Here is a 13,123-nt window from a genome sequence, read left to right as displayed (position 1 = left end):
GTCGGTCATGAAAAATCGAAGGGGCGCCGACGGCGCCCCTTTTCTTCGTTGCCTTTTGCAATCCACATTCAGTTTTCGAGGATAAACCCTTTTGCCGCCTGAAGGATTTCGTTCAGCTCATCTTCAGTCGACGCTTCGGCGTAGACCCGGACAACCGGCTCGGTGCCCGACTTGCGGAACAGCACCCAGCAACCGTTTTCAAGCAGAAACTTGGTGCCGTCGACCGTCACCACGTCCGTAATCCGGCGGCCGGCGATGCTGTCCGGAGTCGCAGCCACCTTGTCGGCATAGGCGGCCTCGAGACCGGAGGTCAGCTGCAGGTTGATCCGTCGGGTATGAAAGGTCCCGACCTTGCGGTACAGCGCGTCAAGAAGCTGCTTGAGCGACTTGCCGGTGCGTGCCACCATCTCCGCCACCAGCAGGCAGGCCAGAATCCCGTCCTTGTCCGGGACGTGGCCGCGAATGGAGAGACCGGCGCTCTCCTCGCCGCCGATGAGGATGCGGTCGTCCCGGATGTATTCGCCGATATATTTGAACCCGACCGGGGTTTCGAGCAGCTCCTGACCGTGACAGGCGGCGACTGCGTCGAGAAAATGCGAAGTCGCCACCGAACGCGCCAGCGCTCCCTTCTCCTCTCTGACGGACAACAGATAATCGGCCAGCAGCGCCAGAACGTAGTTGGGCTGGATATAGCTGCCGTCAGCGTCGAGAATACCGAAGCGGTCGGCGTCACCGTCGGTTGCCAGACCGAGGGTGATACCCTCGTCGTCCCTGACCAGCTGAATGAAATCCTGGATGTTCTCTTCCGCCGGTTCGGGAGGAAAGCCGCCGAAACAGGGATCGGGCTGACCGTTGACCGTGGCCACGGCGACGCCGGCCTCAAGCAGCAGACGGTCGAGATAACCGCGGCCGGTCCCGTACAGCGGGTTGACCGCCACACGCATGCCGGCGCTGTGGATGGCGCGAAAATCGATGAGATCGCGCAGCTTATCGCGGTAGCTCTCCCCCGGGTCGATATCCTTCAGCAGTCCCTGCTGGCGCGCCTGGCCGAAGGTCAGCTCGCGATAGGTCATCTCGCCAAGCATACTGTTGGCCCGCTGCTCGATGTCGCGTGTCGTTTCCGGCAGAGCCGGACCGCCCCAGGCCGTAGAGAACTTGAGCCCGTTGTATTCTCCCGGGTTGTGGCTGGCGGTGAAATTGATGGCGCCGGCCGCCCGGCGCCTGAGAATCTCGTGGGCGATGACCGGAGTCGGCGTATCCCGGTCGCAGAGAAAAACCCGGATCCCCGAACCGGTGAGTACCCGCGCCGCTTCTTCGGCAAAACGCCTGCCGAGAAACCGCGTGTCGTAACCGATGACGACACCGCCCTCCGCCACCCCTTCGTCGTGCAGGTAGTCGGCGATGGCCTGGCAAACGACACGTGCCCGTTCAAAGGTGAAATCCTCGGCGATGACGCCTCTCCAGCCGGAAGTTCCAAACTTGATCTGCGACATGATTTTCCTCCTGGGATTCATTTGCAACACCCTGCAGGGACATGACGCTGGCAACAATCAGTTCATGCCCTGCGCCAAAAACAATACCAGCTGACAGAAAATATGAAAGCCTCGACGGCAGCAAACAGAACGCGACGGACGGCTTCAGTCCTCGTCCCACAGCCGGGGATGCTTGACGCCGGTGCGTCCGCGGACGTAGGGACAGTCGCCGGGCAGGACGCCCATATCGAGAATCGTTTCATCGAGGGGAACGCATTCGGGATGAATCCGGTGCCGCTGGTCATAGACCCTGCAAAGCCGGGTTTCGGGATCGAGGTGGGGACAGGGGCGATCGGTATAGTAGACCTCCCCTTCATATTCGATCTTTTCGAAGCAGCAGCGGCCGCAACGCTCGCAGAGCGCTTCCCAGACGGGTGATTGCGGAGCGGGACGTTCTTTCATGACGCGGGCAGATTAGTCCCGGCCGACATGAGGGTCAAGGCAAAAAATGCGAAAATACATTGACATCGGCTGCCGGTTCGGTTATTTAATACCGTCTTTGAGTTAATGACAACGATCCCAACAGAACGTTCAAGGAGATTTGCCACCATGCAGTGTCAGACAGTTCAGCCCGGTGTCGAGTGCACCTTCTGGAGAAAGAACGGCTGCACCTTCGAAGGGAACTCATGCCAGCCGATCGTCGAGCAATGCGAAGGTTGTGAGCGTATCGTCGAAAGCAAGATCGGCAAGGTCTGCTCCGTCGCTCCTTCTCCCGCCCAGAAGTGGGCTGTCAACATCTGCAATTTCGCGACCCACAAGAAGGTGGAGAAGAAGCTGGTCGAACAGCGCATCAACCCGCTCAAGGCGTCCAAGCGCGGCGGCAGATAAGTTCCGGAAAAATTCCCATCGACCAAAAGGCAGAAGCCGCAGGGCTTCTGCCTTTTTCTTTGCCGGCATCAAAAAACACCGACCCCCTCCTAGCGTGCCAGAACGAAGAGCAGCGGCAGCAGAAAGGCAGTCACCAGCCCGTTCAGGCCGATCGCCAGCCCCGCCACGGCGCCGCCCAGTTCGCTGACCTCGAGCATCCGGGCGGTACCGATGCCATGCGACGCGGTACCGACCGCCAGCCCGGTCGCCACCTCGCTACGGATGCCGATGAAGCGACAGAATTCCGGACCGCAGATCGCTCCGAGGCAACCGGTGAGAACCACCAGCGCCGCGGTCAGAGGGGCGATGCCGCCGATCTTTTCGACGATGCTGATGGCGATCGGCGTGGTCACCGACTTGGGGGCCAGCGAAAGCACGACATCCCGGCTTCCGCCCAGCAGCCAGGCCAGCCCCGAGGCCGAAACCACCGAACTGACCGCGCCAGCGAAGATGCCGACCGAAATCGGCCCCCGGCGTTTCCAGATCTCCTGTCGACGGACATAAAGGGGCACGGCGAGAGCGACCACCGACGGTCCTAGCAGAAAGAGAACGTAACGACCGCCGACAGCGTAGGCGTCATAGGGAATGCCGCTCGCAAGCAGAAAGAGGATGATGCCCGAGATCGACAGGGCCACCGGATTGAAGAAGATACTGCCGGTCCGCCGGTAGAGAATCTGGGCCAGCGCATAGGCCGCCAGGGTGAGAAAGACCCCGAACAGGGGGGTCGCGATCAGCTCATTCAGCATCCTGCCTCTCCCCCTTTTCGAGTCGCTGCGCCACCTTTCCGGTCACCGCCATGACGACAAAGGTGCTGACGACGGTGGCCACCGAAATCGGCAACCACTCCCTGGCGATCAGCTTGCCGTAGACCATGACGCCGACACCGGCGGGAATGAAGAACAGGGCCAGGTGCGACAACAGCAGCTCGGCAGCCTCTTCGACCCAGGCCAGGCGCACCAGACCGGAACCGAGCGCCGCCAGCATCAGTGCCATGCCGATGACATTGCCGGGAATGGGAATGCCGGTCAGCCGGCTGATCAGCTCACCAAGCAGCTGAAATCCGAGCAGCAACGCCAGACCTCTAACCATGCTTTCCTCCCGCAGTCAGAGTTCGGCCCTGAGCCCCTCGATCACCGCCTTGACCTCATCCCGGGCCTGGGCGGCCTGCTCGCCCTTTTCCAGCTCGAGAAACTTGCTGAAAGCGTGAATCGCCTCGCGCGGCTGTTCCTGGTCGAGATAGATATTGCCGAGCGTCAGCCAGGCGAAAGCGAACGCCGGATCGAGTCCGAGAACCTGCCGGCATTTCCTCTCGGCCGCCTGCAGCTCCCCCTGGTCGTACATCAGTTCGGCGAGGCTGTAGTGCGCCTGCGGGTCGTCCGGCTCGAGATCGACCACCCGCTCGTAGGAACGGCGCGCGCCGTCGACATCCCCCTCGGCCGCCAGAATGTCCCCCATGCAGTTAAGGGCGAAAACCGAATCCGGCTCGAGCTCGAGCGCCTTTTGGCAACAGTCGCGCGCCTGGCCGATATCTCCCTGGTGATACCAGGTCAGGGCCAGGCTGACCCAGGCGTCCGCGGCCTGTTCGCCGCCTTCGACCGCCTGCCGGTAGCAGTCGCGTGCCTCGTCGATCCGCCCGCGGGCGAACAGCAGATCTCCCTTGCTCAACAGCAGCGAAAAATCGCCGGGGGCCAAAGACAGCGTCTGCTCGATTTCGGCCTCGGCCCAATCGAACCGCCCCGCCTCCTGCAGAGCCTCGATCAAAAGATGCCTGACCTCCAGGTCGTCCGGCGCCAGTTCCCTGGCCTTTTCCAGACAGGCGACCGCTTTTCCGGCCTGCCCCTGTTCCAGCGCCAACTGGCCCTGTTCCCGCAATCTGCCGACATCTTCCTTCATCGTTACCTCCCCCTTCACGGCGGCCAGCACCGGCCGCCAATGTCTGACACTCTCTGCCCGGCTGAAGGCATCCGCGCAAAAAACAAACAGGTCCCCGGACGGGATCGCCCCGGGGACCTGCTGTCATGCGAATCTTGACTGGAAAGACGGTCTAGTCCCGGCCGCCATGCAGCCGGAAGCTGCCGTCCGCCGAGGTGATGGACGAGATGGCGTGCTTGTAGAGCAGGATATCGCCGCCACTGTCGACCAGGACGCAGAAGCTGTCGAAGGATTTGATGAAACCTTCGAGTTTGTCGCCGGACATCATGCAAACCTCGACCCGAACCCGCTCCTTGCGCGCCTGGTTGAGATACTGATCCTGGATGTTGAACGGTGTCTTAGGCATGTCCACTCCTTTTTAGGGAACATTGAATTTGGCAATTAACTCTGTGATTTTAGCAAACTCTCGGTCGGGGTCAACCCAATTTATCGATTCATCCCTGCGAAACCAGGTCAGCTGTCGTTTGGCATAGCGGCGGGTGTTGCGCTTGACCCGTTCGATCGCCTCCTGCAGGCTGTGCCTGCCTTGCAGATAACCGATCACCTCCCGATAACCAATGGTATTCAGGGCCTTGAGCGCAGGATCATAGCCGCGATCGAGCAAAGCCCGCACCTCGTCGACCAGTCCGGCGGCGAACATCGCCTCTGTGCGAAGCTCAATTCGTCGGTAGAGTTCCTCGCGCTCGACGGCGAGCCCGATTTTGAGCAGCCGGTAGGGCCGGTCGGAAAAGCCGTGCCGGCGCTGAATCTCCGAAAGGGGCCGGCCGCACTGTTCGAAAACCTCGAGGGCGCGGATGATTCTCACCTGATCCCCCGACCGCAACCTGGCCCCGAGCACAGGATCGACCCTCTTCAGCCGTTCGAGAAGCCATTCGTTTCCGTGCTCCTGCGCCAGCCGTTTCATCTTCTGCCGAAACGCCGGATCGGCCGGCGGCACGTCGGCCAGACCTTCGGTCAGGGCCTGAATGTAGAGCCCGGTCCCCCCCGCCAGCACGGGGAGCCTGGACGCGGCACGGATGCCTTCGATCGCCCGCCTTCCCTGCTCGACAAAATGCGCCACGGTGAAGTCCTCGTCCGGATCGACGACATCGACCAGGTGATGCCGCACCCGCTCCAGAACTGCCGGCTCGGGTTTCGCCGTGCCGATATCCATCGTCCGGTAGACCTGGCGTGAATCGGCGGAGACGATCTCCAGATCGAAATGCCCGGCCAGACGCAGGCAGAGATCGGTCTTGCCGCAGGCGGTCGGACCGCAGACAACGATCAATGGTTGCAGGATTGCGGCCATGTCCATCAGCTGCGATGAAAGAATTTCTCGACCTCGGCCAGCGATAACCGGTGCATCACCGGCCGCCCATGGGGGCACTGGGCGTTGAAGTCGATGCTGTCGAGCTGCCGCATCAGCGCCCTGACCTGTTCGGGCGTCAGGGCCTGGTTGGCCCTGACCATGCTGTGGCAGGCCATGCGAATCAACACCCGGTCGACGGCCTCGTCGATCAGGCTGCTTCTGCCGAGACGGCCGAGTTCGTCGACGACGTCACGCACCAGCGTCTCGGCGTCGTCCCGGGCCAGGATCTGGGGAATGGCTTTCAGCACATAGCTGTTGCCACCGAAATGTTCAAGCTCGAAACCGAGCTCGGAAAAATGTCCCAGGTGACTTTTGACCAGGTCGGCTTCGGCATGGCTGAATTCCATTACTGGTGGGAAAAGCAGTTGCTGCCGCTCGATTTCTCCCCGCCGCCACCCTTGCCTGAGCCGTTCGTAGCCGACCCTTTCGTGAGCGGCGTGCTGATCGATCAGGATCAGGTCGTCTCCATCCTGGCAGAGCAGATAGCTGTCATGATACTGGCCGATATAGCGCAGACCGGAAAAGAATCCGTTGGCGGCTTCCGCCGTATTGTCTGCCGGTTCCTTCTCCGGCATCCGGATCAGGGAGCATCCCGGCACCGACGGAGCGACATCGGTCCGCCGCTGCATGTAACGGTCGAGCGACTCGCGAACACCTTCCCGGCAGCGCTCGGCAACCTCGCCTCCTGCCGGCGTCCGCCAGGGCGGCCCCTGGGGATTCAAGGGAGACGATTCGTTCTGCGACGGCGACTCCTGCAGCAGCCAGCTCGAATCGCCCAGCACCTTCCGGATGGCGTCTGCGATGAAATCATGAACCTGCGCCTGGTGCCGAAACCGCACTTCGTGCTTGGTCGGATGAACGTTGACGTCGACTTCGGCAGGATCGATCTCGACAAAGAGGACAACCACCGGGTAGCGTCCCTTGGGCAACAGCGTCCGGTAGGCCTCCATGACGGCATGCTGCACCACCCGGTCACGGATGGTGCGCCCGTTGACGAAAGTGTAGATGGCGCCGGTCGTGGCGCGGCTGGTCTGCGGCGGACCAACCAGACCATGAACCCTGCCCTCGGCGCCGCTGCAGTCGACCGCGAGCAACTCCCCCGCCAGGGAGCGGCCCAGCAGGCCGGTCACCCGGCTACGCAGATCCTCGTTGCGGCGGACATCGACCAGCTTGCGTCCCTGGTGCAGAAGACGGAACTGCACCGCGGGATGCGCCAGGGCGATCTTGGTCACCACGTCACCGATGTGCGACAGTTCGGTTTCGTCGCGGCGCAGGAATTTTCGCCGGGCTGGCATCCGGAAGAAGAGATCCCGGACTTCGATGGAGGTGCCCACGGCCATGCCGCAGGCTTCGGCCCTTCTGATGTCGCCTCCCTCGATGACGAGCTCCATGCCCGCCTCGCTGTCGGCCGGACGCGATCGCAAAGTCATGCGGGAGACCGAAGCGATGGACGGCAGGGCCTCACCGCGAAAACCGAGGGTGCGCAGGCTGAACAGGTCGGCATCACTGGCTATCTTGCTGGTGGCATGACGCTCCAGGCAGAGAAAGACATCCTCCCGGCCCATGCCGCAGCCGTCGTCAATAACGCGGATGAGCCTGCGGCCGCCTTTCTCCACCTCGATCGTGATTTCCGACGCCCCGGCATCGAGGGAATTCTCCACCAGCTCCTTGACCACGGAGGCCGGCCTCTCGATGACCTCGCCGGCGGCGATCTTGTTGCAGAGGTGTTCGGGGAGAATGCGAATCTGACTGGACATGGCTGTCCCTGCAAAAAAGAAACGGCCGGAGGCCCGGCCGCGAATCGTTCGACGGTTGCCTATTTCTGTTCGAGGCGGTCAAGCATGCTTTCGATTTCGTCCAGATCGTCGTCGACTGTTTGCGCGGACGCCTGAATCAGCGACTGCTGCAACAGACCGAGATCGCCCACCACCGACTGCAGCACCTGGCCGTTGACCCGGGGCAGCTTGCGCATAAAGGCTTCGAACAGACAGTTGTCGCAGATGGTATTGATCAGCCTCGGCACACCGCCGGCATAGCGATAGATCTCCGGAATGATCTCCTCGTCGAAGAGCATGCGCGGGGCCTTGGCCACATGCAGACGGTGCTTGATGTAGGCGGCCGTCGTTTCGACGGTCATCGATTTCAGGTGGTACTTCACCGCCACCCGCTGCGCCAGCGGTTCATCGAGCCGCAGGCAGTCCTCGACCTCGGGCAGCCCGAAGAAAATGATGTTCAGCAGCTTCTTGCCGGGAATCTCGAGATTGAGCAGGCCGCGAAATTCCTCCATCAGCTCCCGCGATTCCAGCATCTGCGCCTCGTCGATGAGAACCACCGCCTTGCGACCGCCGGCTTCGATATCGAGCAGCCGCTCGTACAGCTGTTTCAGCAGGCTGAGACGATCGTCGGCCGGATTCTGCACCCCGAGCTGCATGGCGATGCGCGTCAGAATCCATTCCTGGGTGATGCCGGAATGGACCATGACCAGCAGCGAGGACTCGTATCTGTCCTCCGGCAGATTCTCGAGCATGCGCCGGGCCAGGGTGGTCTTCCCCGTACCGACGCCGCCGACCAGCACGGCCAACCCCTTGTTGGAGTCGACCGCGTACATCAACCGCAGCAGCGCCTGACTGTGCTGTTCGGAGTTGAAATAGAACTTGGCGTCTGGGGCGTTGGAAAAAGGCTCCCTTTCCAGACCGAAGTGTTCCAGGTAACTCATGATTGCTGCGGCCTCATCCCGCTGTGCTAGAGATAGGTCACTTTGCCACGCCTGCCGACGCCGGCATTCTCTTCAAGCCCTTTGTCGGGAAGCCCAAGACGCTGGCGAAGACCGCGGATTTTGATCCCGACATCCCGGTAGAAATGGTCCTCGTCGGCTACCTTGAGAAACCAGTCCAAAGCCTCTTCATAAGACCCAACCTGTTCCTTGAGCTGGCCCATCTCGAAGAGCAGGTTCAGCCGCTCTTCCCGGTTCAGGTCGGGGCAGGCCAGACCGAAGCTGAGCGTCTGTTCGGCGGCCGGATAGTCCCCTTTTTCTACCAGACAGAGAGCCTTCAGGGCAAGGGACGACAGCCGGCGCGAGGGATGGCCCATGGCGGTATCGAATTCCTTGATGGCGTCGTCCATCAGCCCCATCTCCTTGTAGGCAATGCCGAGGTTGTAGTGCGACTCGGCATCTTCCGCATCGATGGTGCCAATGCTGTCGCCAAGAATCTCCTTCAGGGCGTCGTCCCAGTCGAAGCTTTCTTCCGGTTCGGACTCGGCAGCCGCCTCGGGTTCTTCCGCCGCCCTCCGGGCAGCGCCGATTTCGTCCAGACGCGCCCGGGCGGCGGCATTTTCGGGATCGGTTTCAAGGATGCTGCGGCACAGCTTCTCGGCTTCGTCGAACAGTTTCTGCTGCAGGTAGAAGGCCGCTTCCTCGAGCATGGCAGCAGGGTCGAACTCTTCATCCGGTTCGACCACAAGTTCGGGTTCGCCCTCGACGGCCGGCTCGGAACGGACCGTTTCGTCCGCAAAACTCTGTTCACCGGCAATCTCCGCCACATCCCCCCCTTCTTCTTCACCGACACCGGCCTCGACGAGGGCTTCCGCGTCTTCATCGGCCCCGGTTGCCGACTGCAGCCCGGCGTCCGCATTTTCCGCGGCATCCGCCATGGGGGGAGAGGCGACAGCCTCCGGCTCGTCATCGAGATCGAGCTCCAGCTCCAGCTCGAGTTCCAACTCGATCTCCTCACCGTCGGCAGCCAAATCGTCGAGGCTGAAAGACTCGGCCGCTGCCGACTCGGCCTCTTCGGGTTCTTCTTCGGCCACCTCCTCGAGAAACTCCAGGGGTACCTCGTCGGCCTCCCCGGCAGGCTCCGCATCGGCTATCCTCTCTCCGGCAGCATCGCCATCAGGCACCGAGCCCTCGCCTTCCGAAGTCTGAAGACCCGCTTCCCCTGACGTTTCATCCGATTCTGGACTCTCTGCCGGTTCGTCATCAGCACCACCCCCGGCATCCACTCCGGCGGATTCGCCGATCTCCTCAAGCTCATCAGCGGCAAGCTCTTCGAGGTCGGCCAAGGCCTCGTCGACCGGTTCGTCCTCGAGTATTTCCAGATCGGCACCGAAGGTCGCCGAACCTTCAGTCTGCTCACTGTCGGCCATCAGCTCGAAGAGCTTGTCCCCCTCGCCCGTCATTTCGTAGATGGCGCGCAGGGTACGGGCGATTCGCTCGTCCTCGGGCAACACCTCGTGCAGCCGCTCGTAACAACTCTTGACCTGGCCTGTCATGTCGGCCTGCACGAAGTTGTCCTTCCATTCTTCCAGCTCGTCGAGAGCGGCCTCGTAACGACCGCCATCGATGCAGGCCCTAATCCGGGCCAGGCGATGTTCCAGATCTTCGGGATCGAGCTCCAGAACGCGCTGCCAGACTTCGCCTTCCCGGTCGTAATCCTGCGCCTGCCTGTATCCTTCGGCAAGAAGCTTGAAATAGGGCAGTTCCGGGCTGCCGGCCGTGACCCGCTGGAGAATCTCGATGGCACCGGCATGGTCGCCGGTCCGGATCAGGGCCTCGGCCCTGGCCGCCAAAGCTTCGGGATCTTCGGGAAAGAAGGGCAGAAGCAGCTCGCAGAGCTTGAGGATCTTGGGGTATTCCCCCTTCTCTCTGAGTCGGCTGACGACTTCGAGGAATTCTTCCCTCGACTTGTCCTTCATGCCCGTGCGGGCATAGGCCTCGGCGATCTTGACCAGCACATTGAGGTTCTCCGGCTCGAGGTCCTTCATCTTCTGCAGGACGTTGATCGCCTCGGATGGCATCTGGTTCTGCTCGTAATAGCTGACCAGACTTTTGTACTCGGCCAAGGCGTTGCCGATCAGGCCCTGTTTTTCATTCAGCTCGGCCAGACGGTAATAGATGCGGACCTGAGCCGGATCGAGGCGCTGCATCTGCTTGTAGACGGCGATCGCCTTCAGGTAGAAACCGTTTTCGGCGTAATACTTGGCGACCGCCTCATACTCCTGCAGCGCCTCCTCGGTCAGTTTGGCCCGACTGAGCAGCTCGGCCAGCTTCTGCCGGTTGCGGATGTCCTTGGGGTCGATTTCGACGATCTTCTGGTAGTCCCTGATCGCCTTGGTCAACTGACCCTTCTGGAGGTTTTTCTGTGCGGAAGCAAGAAGTTTGGCTTTATTGGACACGGTACTCACCCGGATGGCAAACGGACATATTCAGTAAAGTTTGAATCTAAACCAGCACAGCCGGGACTGTCAAGGACTGAACCGGGAGGATTTGTTAGAGTTGACGCCTGTTTACACCGGACAGCCAGGCTTCGACCTCCTCTTTCCGCTCGGCAAAACCGGGCCGTTCCATCAGGCCGTAGGTGTACTCCTTGCCCGCCTCGACCCCCGGTTGGTCGAGAGGGTCGATGGCAAACAGGCCACCAGCGAAAAGGGTCTGCACCTCGAACAGGTAGAGCAGCCCGCCCAGGTTCTCTGCACTGATCCGGTCAAGAATAAAGGAACAGTTCGGCCTCCCCGCCCTGACCAGCGCCACGGCGGTCGCCTGCTGTTCGGCCCGGATCAGTTCGGCCATGCTCTTGCCATGCAGAAAATCGAGATGCGGCGCCTCGACACAGCGTTCGAAGCGCAGATCGCGTCCGTAATCTTCCACCACCAGAAATGTGATGACCTTGTCGAAAGGCCCCTCGATATAGAGCTGCACCTGCGAGTGCTGATCGGTGGTCCCCAGCGCCTTGACCGGCGTCGGCCCGACATGAACCTCGCGGCCGTCCAGGGCGGTTTTCTTGCCCAGGCTCTCCGCCCAGATCTGGCGGAACCAGTCGGCCACATCCCTCAGGCGGTCGCTGTAGGGCATCATCACCGAAATCCGCATCCCCTTCTGGTAGGCGAGATACTGCAGCGCCGCGTTCAGATAGGCGGGATTGTCCATCAGGCCGGGGCGGGTCACCCGCGCCGACATCTGCGCCGCCCCGGCCAGCAGCGCCTCGATGTCGACACCGGCAACCGCCAGGGGGAAAAGACCGACCGGGGTCAGAACGGAAAAACGGCCGCCGACGCCCGGCGGAATCGACAGGGAGCGGATGCCCTGCTCGTTCGCCATCGCCCGAAGCCCTCCCTTTTCCGGATCGGTGATGACGACGACATGCTCCTTCCAGCGTTCGCCGACCGCCCGAGCCAACCACTGTCGGGCGACCAGAAACTGGCCGCTGGTCTCTACCGTAGACCCCGATTTGGAGATGACGCAGAAAAGGGTCTTGTCCGGCGCAAGCAGATCGAGCGCCTCGCCGAAGCCGCAGGGGTCGACATTGTCAAGCACGTGCAGCGTCGGCCTGCCGCGGCGCTGCTCGCGCGACAGATGGTTGTGATAGAGGGGGGCCAGCGCCCGAAACAGCGCCTGCGTCCCCAACGCCGAACCGCCGATGCCGAGCACCACCAGGTGATCGAAGCGTTCGGCCACCTCGTCGGCCAGGCGCCGAACCTCGCCGGCGACCTGATCCTGGAACGGCAGGTCGTAAAACGGCAGTTCGCCCCCTTCCTTGCGAGCCATCAGGTCGCGATGGATGGCGGCGGCCCGCTCCTCAAGCGCCGCCAGCTCGGACGGGTCAATGCCGCAACGTTCGCCGACAACATCGGCCATCATGCAGGTGTAATCAAAACGGATGGTCATGGGATTCCCTCCAGCAGGTGGAATGATTTCAATCCATGCAAGTATGCCAAGACTCAAAGACTTTTCAACCGGACCAGCTCCTGGGGAGAAAGCTTGCGCCAGCGTCCGGGCGCGAGATCGCCCAGGTCGAGAAAGGCGAAGCGGATGCGGCGCAGGCGGCTGACCGGCAGCCCGACCGCCTGGCACATCCGTCGCACCTGGCGGTTGCGGCCCTCGTGAATGGTAATTTCGAACCACTGGTGGCTGCCGCTTTGCGCCCCGGGGCGGACGCGCGCCGGCGCGGTCATGCCGTCCTCCAGACGGACACCGCTTTCCAGCTGGCGAATCTTCTGCGGCGTCAGACGGCCGCGCACCCTGACCAGGTAGGTCTTGTCGACTTCATGGCGGGGATGGGCGAGATGATGGGCCAGGGCGCCGTCGTTGGTCAACAGCAGCAACCCCTCGGTGTTGTAGTCGAGCCGGCCCACCGCGAAGAGCCGGACCGGTACATCGCGGACCAGATCGAAAACCGTCGGTCTGCCCTGCGGATCACGCCGCGTCGTCAGGCAGCCGGCGGGCTTGTTGAGCAGGATGCAGATCGGCGGTTCCCGGCGCGGCAGGGGCCGGCCGTCGATTTCGATGCAATCCCGACTGGGATCGGCCTGTTCGCCCAGACGGGCGACCCGGCCGTTGACCCGAACCCGCCCGGCGGCTATCCAGCTTTCCGCCTGCCGGCGCGACGCCAACCCGGCGGCGGCGATCAGTTTCTGCAGCCGTTGCTTCACCCGTCGGCAACCCGCATGC

General features: G+C 62.2%; 13 protein-coding genes. 1 reads left to right on the top strand and 12 read right to left on the bottom strand.

Translation table 11 applies throughout. The features are described from left to right. Positions 1 to 68 precede the first annotated feature (68 nt). Positions 69 to 1,493, bottom strand: coding sequence for a phosphoglucomutase/phosphomannomutase family protein (locus tag EDC39_RS01360; protein WP_148894296.1), 1,425 nt, complete (start codon positions 1,491 to 1,493; stop codon positions 69 to 71). Positions 1,494 to 1,637: 144 nt separating this feature from the next. Further along, positions 1,638 to 1,934, bottom strand: a complete 297-nt coding sequence (locus tag EDC39_RS01355; RefSeq protein ID WP_148894295.1) for a CxxCxxCC domain-containing protein — start codon at positions 1,932 to 1,934, stop codon at positions 1,638 to 1,640. Between the two features lie 147 nt (positions 1,935 to 2,081). Between EDC39_RS01355 and EDC39_RS01350 the strand changes: the two genes are divergently transcribed. Then, positions 2,082 to 2,360: a PxxKW family cysteine-rich protein gene (locus EDC39_RS01350; protein ID WP_148894294.1), complete on the top strand. Its 279-nt coding sequence runs from the start codon at positions 2,082 to 2,084 to the stop codon at positions 2,358 to 2,360. Positions 2,361 to 2,449: 89 nt separating this feature from the next. On the opposite strand, the gene EDC39_RS01345 is transcribed toward EDC39_RS01350, so the two are convergent. The 10 genes from EDC39_RS01345 to EDC39_RS01300 form a co-directional block, all read right to left on the bottom strand. Beyond that, the gene (locus EDC39_RS01345; RefSeq protein WP_148894293.1) at positions 2,450 to 3,145 is read right to left on the bottom strand and encodes an LrgB family protein; all 696 of its coding nucleotides are present in this window, start codon (positions 3,143 to 3,145) and stop codon (positions 2,450 to 2,452) included. Beyond that, positions 3,135 to 3,488 carry a CidA/LrgA family protein gene (locus EDC39_RS01340; RefSeq protein WP_148894292.1) on the bottom strand — a complete coding sequence of 118 codons (354 nt, stop codon included), beginning with the start codon at positions 3,486 to 3,488 and terminating at the stop codon, positions 3,135 to 3,137. Before EDC39_RS01340 ends, EDC39_RS01345 begins: the two co-directional genes overlap by 11 nt. 15 nt (positions 3,489 to 3,503) lie before the next feature. Beyond that, positions 3,504 to 4,292 (bottom strand): tetratricopeptide repeat protein, encoded by a 789-nt coding sequence (locus EDC39_RS01335; protein ID WP_148894291.1) that lies wholly within the window; start codon positions 4,290 to 4,292, stop codon positions 3,504 to 3,506. 151 nt (positions 4,293 to 4,443) lie between these two features. Next, positions 4,444 to 4,677 carry an RNA chaperone Hfq gene (gene hfq, locus EDC39_RS01330; RefSeq protein WP_148894290.1) on the bottom strand — a complete coding sequence of 78 codons (234 nt, stop codon included), beginning with the start codon at positions 4,675 to 4,677 and terminating at the stop codon, positions 4,444 to 4,446. Between the two features lie 12 nt (positions 4,678 to 4,689). Continuing rightward, complete coding sequence (gene miaA / locus EDC39_RS01325) at positions 4,690 to 5,619, bottom strand: tRNA (adenosine(37)-N6)-dimethylallyltransferase MiaA (RefSeq protein WP_148894289.1); 930 nt, start codon at positions 5,617 to 5,619, stop codon at positions 4,690 to 4,692. 5 nt (positions 5,620 to 5,624) lie between these two features. Then, positions 5,625 to 7,436, bottom strand: coding sequence for a DNA mismatch repair endonuclease MutL (mutL, locus tag EDC39_RS01320; RefSeq protein ID WP_148894288.1), 1,812 nt, complete (start codon positions 7,434 to 7,436; stop codon positions 5,625 to 5,627). A 59-nt stretch (positions 7,437 to 7,495) separates the two neighbouring features. Beyond that, complete coding sequence (locus EDC39_RS01315) at positions 7,496 to 8,395, bottom strand: ExeA family protein (protein ID WP_187426587.1); 900 nt, start codon at positions 8,393 to 8,395, stop codon at positions 7,496 to 7,498. 26 nt (positions 8,396 to 8,421) lie between these two features. Further along, positions 8,422 to 10,794, bottom strand: a complete 2,373-nt coding sequence (locus EDC39_RS01310; protein ID WP_187426586.1) for a tetratricopeptide repeat protein — start codon at positions 10,792 to 10,794, stop codon at positions 8,422 to 8,424. Positions 10,795 to 10,945: 151 nt separating this feature from the next. Then, positions 10,946 to 12,340 carry a glucose-6-phosphate isomerase gene (locus EDC39_RS01305; RefSeq protein ID WP_148894285.1) on the bottom strand — a complete coding sequence of 465 codons (1,395 nt, stop codon included), beginning with the start codon at positions 12,338 to 12,340 and terminating at the stop codon, positions 10,946 to 10,948. Between the two features lie 53 nt (positions 12,341 to 12,393). Then, positions 12,394 to 13,104, bottom strand: a complete 711-nt coding sequence (locus EDC39_RS01300; protein ID WP_148894284.1) for a pseudouridine synthase — start codon at positions 13,102 to 13,104, stop codon at positions 12,394 to 12,396. Positions 13,105 to 13,123: the final 19 nt, after the last annotated feature.

The sequence above is a fragment of the Geothermobacter ehrlichii genome, assembly GCF_008124615.1.
Taxonomy (GTDB): Bacteria; Desulfobacterota; Desulfuromonadia; order Desulfuromonadales; family Geothermobacteraceae; genus Geothermobacter; species Geothermobacter ehrlichii.
This window is presented reverse-complemented; position numbering and strand designations above follow the sequence as displayed.

Bases quoted from the DNA above. Each gene is read 5' to 3' on its own strand.
- EDC39_RS01340 (WP_148894292.1), bottom strand. From the start codon at position 3,488: ATGGTTAGAGGTCTGGCGTTGCTGCTCGGATTTCAGCTGCTTGGTGAG.
- EDC39_RS01350 (WP_148894294.1), top strand. From the start codon at position 2,082: ATGCAGTGTCAGACAGTTCAGCCCGGTGTCGAGTGCACCTTCTGGAGA.
- miaA (WP_148894289.1), bottom strand. From the start codon at position 5,619: ATGGCCGCAATCCTGCAACCATTGATCGTTGTCTGCGGTCCGACCGCC.
- EDC39_RS01335 (WP_148894291.1), bottom strand. From the start codon at position 4,292: ATGAAGGAAGATGTCGGCAGATTGCGGGAACAGGGCCAGTTGGCGCTG.
- EDC39_RS01355 (WP_148894295.1), bottom strand. From the start codon at position 1,934: ATGAAAGAACGTCCCGCTCCGCAATCACCCGTCTGGGAAGCGCTCTGC.
- mutL (WP_148894288.1), bottom strand. From the start codon at position 7,436: ATGTCCAGTCAGATTCGCATTCTCCCCGAACACCTCTGCAACAAGATC.
- hfq (WP_148894290.1), bottom strand. From the start codon at position 4,677: ATGCCTAAGACACCGTTCAACATCCAGGATCAGTATCTCAACCAGGCG.
- EDC39_RS01315 (WP_187426587.1), bottom strand. From the start codon at position 8,395: ATGAGTTACCTGGAACACTTCGGTCTGGAAAGGGAGCCTTTTTCCAAC.
- EDC39_RS01360 (WP_148894296.1), bottom strand. From the start codon at position 1,493: ATGTCGCAGATCAAGTTTGGAACTTCCGGCTGGAGAGGCGTCATCGCC.
- EDC39_RS01345 (WP_148894293.1), bottom strand. From the start codon at position 3,145: ATGCTGAATGAGCTGATCGCGACCCCCCTGTTCGGGGTCTTTCTCACC.
- EDC39_RS01305 (WP_148894285.1), bottom strand. From the start codon at position 12,340: ATGACCATCCGTTTTGATTACACCTGCATGATGGCCGATGTTGTCGGC.